Below are 4,143 nucleotides of genomic sequence, written 5' to 3'. Positions count from 1 at the left end.
CCGGCGCCTGGGGGTGCAGAGCCGTGCCCTGGCCGCGAAGCGGGCCGACGTCGTCGCCAAGGTCGCGCCCGAGCTGCCCGGAATCCTCGGCGAGGGTTACCGCGGGGCGTTCCTCCGGTACGCCAGGAACCGGCCGATGTCCGCCGGGCACCGCCGTGACGCGCTCGACTTCGCCGAGCAGCTGCTCATCGCGGGCCGCCCGGCCGACGACGCGGCCAGGCGGAAGCTGACCCGGTGGTGGCAGGAGCGCGCGGCGCCGCGTCCGCCGCGCCGCGGAGCCCGCCTGGTCCACGCGGCCCGTGCCGCTCTCGGGAAGGTGGCCCCGTGAACGCCCTCGCCCTCCTGCTGACCCTCGCCGTGGCCGTCTCCTCGGTACTCCTGGTCGTCGCGACCCTCCACGCCGGGCGGCGCCGCGGCTCCACCGGCGTCCAGGTGCACGACCTCTCCGAGGCGGCCTTCCTGCACGGCGGGCCGGCCGGGGTCGTGGACACCGCGCTCACCGCACTGCACGCGGACGGGCGGCTCGTGGTCGGCGGCCCCGGCATCGTCTCCGCACACCGGCAGGCCGAGGTCCGTGACGCGGTGGAGCGTGCCGTGCTCCAGGAGCTGGGCGCGGCCCCGAGCGGGGCCCTGCACACCCTGCGGGAGACCGTGATGCGGCATCCGGCGGTGCAGGAGGTCGGCGACGGGCTCGCCGCCCGCGGGCTGCTGGTCGCTCCGGACCGGAGCCGGACCCGCCGCCGGTGGGCGATCACCCAGGCGACGGCCTGCGTCGTCGGCGTCCCTGTCAGCCTGGTCCTGACCTTCGTCCAGTACGGCCTGCACCCGGGCCACGCGGACACTCCGTACCCGTTCGTCGTCAAGGTGCTGCCCGCGCTGGCGGTCGGCGGCCTGACCGGCATGCTCGCCGCCGCGTCGGCCAGGAGGCGGATCACGCACGCGGGACGCCAGGCCCTCGACGGCTTCCGCGCCTCCTACGCCCAGGTGACCGACCCGGCCCTTCTGGTGGCCACCCAGGGGCTGCGGGCGCTTCCCGACCCCGGGCTCCAGGCGCAGTTGGTGGCGGCCGCACGGCAACGGCCGTCCGGGCGCCGCTCACCGGCCTCGCCGTCCGGCACGTCCCCGGCCACGGATGCCGCGCTGGTCCCGGTGGTGTGGTGCGCCGGTGCGGGTCCCGGTGGCGGGAGCTGCGGCAGTTCCAGCGGCGGGGGCGGCGGCTCGGAGCCGGGATCCGCCTGCGGTTCGGGGACGGGCTGCGGAAGCAGCGGGTCGAGCTGTGGCGGCGGGTCCAGCAGCGGGTCGAGCTGTGGCGGGTCCAGCGGCGGCGGGTCCGGTTGCGGCAGCAGCTCCTGAGGAGCATGGAGCCGACAGACATACGGATTCAGCCACGGGTGACCCTCGGTGACGGTCCTGCGTCCATATCGTGAACAAGGCATGGTGCTTCCCAGCCGGTTTCGCATAGAACTCCGCCATGCTCTGGGTCCTGCTTCTTCTCGTCGCATGGGGCGCGGCCGCCGTCTCCTGCATCCGGCTGTGCCTCGTCACCGCGAATGCCGCCGAACGGCCGCACCACGCCGCACGGACACCCGTCTCCCACGAACTCACTCTGTACGAGACGGCGTTCCTGGCCGGCGGACCGCAGCGGGTGGCCGATCTGGCGATGGTCTCCATGCACCTGCGGCGCCGGCTGCTGCTCGCCCGCACGGGCTGGGCGACGGTCGTCGACCCGGAGGGGCGGGACGAGGTCGAGCGCACCGTGATCCGCGCGATAGGCCCGGGAGGGCAGTCCCGGATAGCCCCCATACGCGCCGCCGCCGCGGCGGCCGACGCCGTGCACTGCCTCGCCGACCGGCTCGTCACGGCGGGCCTCGCCGTGCCGCACGGGACCCGGACGAGCCTGGAGTCGGCAGCGCGGGCCGTGCGGGGTGCTGCGGCCCTGGTCGTGGTCCTGGCGGCCACCGCCGTGCTGACGCCCGGCCAGGAGACGGGTCACGCCGGTCCGGTGGCCGCCTGGTTCGGGCTGCCGCTCGTGCTGACGCTGGGCTGCCTGGCCATCGCCCGGGTGGAGAACCACCCGTACAGCCCGTGGGCCTCCCCTTCCGGGCAGCACTGGCTGGACTCGCTGCCGGCTCCGGTGCACGGCGCGGACCGCGACCTCCTGGCGGCGGTGGCGGTCCGGGGCGTCGGAGCCCTGGAGGACCCGGACCTGCGTGCGGCCATGCTGAGCGGGGCACGGACCTGAGGGTGCCCCGCTGACCGGAGACCGAGAACCACCGGGGCCGCCCCCGTCGCCGGGAGCGGCCCTGGTGGTGTCCTATCCAGTTGTTCGGTCCGGGACACACATCGGCCGGACCGGCGAGAAGCGGCGGCCCGCGGAGAGGAATGGCTGACTCCCCCGCGGGCCGCGACAGTTCGCCGGCCGTCGGCCGATGTGCACCCGGCACCGGACCCGGTGTCGCTGGAACGACGGGCGGTGTCTCACACACCGTTGCCCGTCAACTGATCTTCCGGGTCGGGATGACCGAAAACGCTGGCTATGCGAGTCCGGCCACCAATTCTGCGACGGTCTTCCTGCGCCCCGTGTAGAAGGGCACCTCTTCACGGACGTGCAGCCGCGCCTCGGAGGCCCTCAGGTGACGCATGAGGTCGACGATGCGGTACAGCTCGTCGGCCTCGAAGGCGAGGACCCACTCGTAGTCGCCCAGCGAGAAGGAGGCGACCGTGTTGGCACGCACGTCGGGATAGCCGCGGGCCATCTTGCCGTGGTCCGCGAGCATACGGCGGCGGTCCTCGTCGGGCAGCAGGTACCAGTCGTAACTGCGCACGAAGGGGTACACGCTGATGTAGTCGCGCGGGGTCTCGTCGGCCAGGAAGGCCGGCACGTGCGACTTGTTGAACTCGGCGGGGCGGTGCAGCGCCATGTTCGACCAGACCGGCTCCAGCGCACGGCCCAGCTGGGTGCGCCGGAAGAGGTTGTACGCCTCCTGGAGTTCGTCGGAGGTCTCGGCGTGCCACCAGATCATCAGGTCGGCATCGGCCCGGAGACCCGACACGTCGTAGGTGCCGCGGACCGTGACGTCCTTGGCCCCGAGCTGGTCGAACAGCTCCTGGACCTCGTCGGCGTAACCGGCGCGGTCGACGGGAAGGACGTCCTTCAGCCTGAAGACGGACCACAGGGTGTAGCGGATGACCTCGTTGAGGTCCTTGGCCTTCTTGCCTGCGTTCGGAAGCTTTTCTGGCGCACTCATACGGCTATTGTCCCGCCTCGCCACCGGTGCCCCGAACCCGGGTCGGCGTGTTGCCGGTCCCTCCCGTCGCAGGCCCCGCGAGATCACGCACGATCTCGTCCGCCGCGCGGTGCGCGCCGGCCACACAGGCCGGGATGCCGACGCCGTCGTACGCCGCTCCGCACACCCGCAGTCCGGGCAGCTCGGCGACCTCGTCGCGGATCCGGGCGACCCGGGCCAGATGGCCCACGGGGTACTGGGGCAGCCCGCCGATCCACCGGGTGACCTCGGTGTCCACGGGCCGGGCCGACAGTCCGGTCGCGGTGGCGAGATCGCCGAGGGAGGCGGCGACGAGTTCGGAGTCCTCTCGGTGGAGGTGCTCCTCCTCGCCGTAGCGGCCGACGGAGGTGCGCAGCACGAAGAGATCGGGGGCCGCGTCGGCGACCCACTGCCACTTGTTGCTGGAGAAGGTGGCGGCCTTGATCGTGCGCCCGTCGACGGGCGGTACGAGGAATCCGGAGCGCCCCCGGAGCGCGTCGTGCCCTTCGGCGTCGGCACGCCGGAAGGCCATGGTGACCAGCGCCATCGAGGCGTACTCGACGGCCGCGAGCTCGACCGAGGCGGCCGGGCACTCGGCGGCGAGCAGGGTGGAAGCGGACCAGGCCGGGGTGGCCAGGACGATGGCGTCGGCGGCAATCACTCCGCTGTCGGTGCGCACGTCCCAGCCCTCGCCGGTGCGGGTCAGGCCGAGGACCGGGGTCCCGGTGAGGATCTCGGCGCCCCCGGCCCGTGCGGCGTCGGCCACGGCGCCCGGCAGGGTGCCGATGCCTCCTTCGATGCCCTGGAAGACCGGTCCGGTCTGCTGCCGGGCGGCAGCCCTTTCCTGGATGCGCAGGACGCCGTCGAGGAGCGGACC

Annotated in this window: 4 protein-coding genes and 1 pseudogene; 3 read left to right on the top strand and 2 right to left on the bottom strand. The window is 73.6% G+C overall.

Going from position 1 to position 4,143, the window contains the following annotated elements; translation table 11 throughout:
- The 3 genes and pseudogenes from VN520_RS21175 to VN520_RS21165 form a co-directional block, all read left to right on the top strand.
- Positions 1-328: pseudogene (locus VN520_RS21175) on the top strand (endonuclease); the annotation flags it as partial.
- Positions 325-1,353, top strand: coding sequence for a TIGR04222 domain-containing membrane protein (locus VN520_RS21170; RefSeq protein ID WP_325748511.1), 1,029 nt, complete (start codon positions 325-327; stop codon positions 1,351-1,353). The pseudogene VN520_RS21175 and the gene VN520_RS21170, both read left to right, overlap by 4 nt.
- Before the next feature lie 118 nt (positions 1,354-1,471).
- The gene (locus VN520_RS21165; protein WP_325748510.1) at positions 1,472-2,242 is read left to right on the top strand and encodes a TIGR04222 domain-containing membrane protein; all 771 of its coding nucleotides are present in this window, start codon (positions 1,472-1,474) and stop codon (positions 2,240-2,242) included.
- A gap of 292 nt (positions 2,243-2,534) precedes the next feature.
- On the opposite strand, the gene hemQ is transcribed toward VN520_RS21165, so the two are convergent.
- On the bottom strand, positions 2,535-3,248 hold the full coding sequence (hemQ, locus tag VN520_RS21160) for a hydrogen peroxide-dependent heme synthase (protein ID WP_325748509.1): 714 nt from the start codon (positions 3,246-3,248) through the stop codon (positions 2,535-2,537).
- 4 nt (positions 3,249-3,252) lie between these two features.
- The coding region (gene hemG, locus VN520_RS21155) for a protoporphyrinogen oxidase (RefSeq protein ID WP_325748508.1) at positions 3,253-4,143 on the bottom strand (891 nt) is incomplete at its 5' end.

The organism is Streptomyces sp., from assembly GCF_035563135.1.
Classification (GTDB): Bacteria; Actinomycetota; Actinomycetes; order Streptomycetales; family Streptomycetaceae; genus Streptomyces.
The sequence above is the reverse complement of the archived record's forward strand: the minus strand, read 5'-3'. Positions and strand labels throughout refer to the sequence as shown.